This window comes from Streptomyces hyderabadensis (assembly GCF_020404845.1).
Lineage (GTDB): Bacteria > Actinomycetota > Actinomycetes > Streptomycetales > Streptomycetaceae > Streptomyces > Streptomyces hyderabadensis.
Genome location: NZ_JAIOJZ010000143.1, coordinates 1 through 910, shown reverse-complemented (window position 1 = coordinate 910; position 910 = coordinate 1). Strand labels below are relative to the sequence as shown.

The 910-nt window shown below is 65.6% G+C and carries 1 protein-coding gene; it reads right to left on the bottom strand.

Features of this window, described 5'->3' with window-relative positions; all coding sequences use genetic code 11:
- The coding region (locus tag K7854_RS37260; protein WP_226030984.1) for an acyltransferase domain-containing protein at positions 1-910 on the bottom strand (910 nt) is incomplete at both ends.

Genomic DNA, 910 nt, shown 5'->3' with positions numbered 1-910 from the left:
CCGGACCACCCTCACCCCGACGCAACGACCCACACACCACCCCCCGCACACCCGCCGCCTCCAACGTCTCCTGCACCCCCACCGTCAACACCGGATGCGCACTCACCTCAACAAACGCATCAAAACCCCGCCCCGCCAACTCCCGCACCGTCTCCTCGAACCGCACCGTCTGCCGCAAATTCCGATACCAATACCCCGCATCCAAACCAGCCGTGTCACACACCCCACCCGTCACCGTCGAATAAAACGGCACCTCACCAGACCGGCCACACACACCCGCCAAAACCTCACCAAGCTCCCCCTCCACCTCCTCCACAAACACCGAATGCGACGCATAATCCACCGCAATCCGCCGCACCCGCACCCCCTCACCCTCCAACACACCCACAAACTCCTCCAACGCCTCCACATGCCCACACACCACACACGCCGACGGCCCATTCACCGCCGCCAACGACAACCGCCCCTCCCACCCCACCAACCGCTCCCGCACCCCATCCGCCGACAACGCCACCGACGCCATCCCACCCCGGCCCGCCAACGCAGCACCAATCACCGCACTACGCAACGCCACCACCCGCGCACCATCCCGCAACGACAAACCACCCGCCACCACCGCAGCAGCAATCTCCCCCTGCGAATGACCCACCACCGCAGCCGGCTCCACCCCACACGCCCGCCACACCGCAGCCAACGACACCATCACCGCCCACAACACCGGCTGCACCACATCAACCCGCTCCAACACCCCCGCACCACCACCACGCACCACCTCCAGCAAATCCCACTCCACAAACTCACCCAACACCTCCCCACACGCCACCATCGACTCCAAAAACACCGGCGACGCATCCAACAAACCCACCGCCATCCCCACCCACTGCGACCCCTGCCCCGGAAACACGAACAC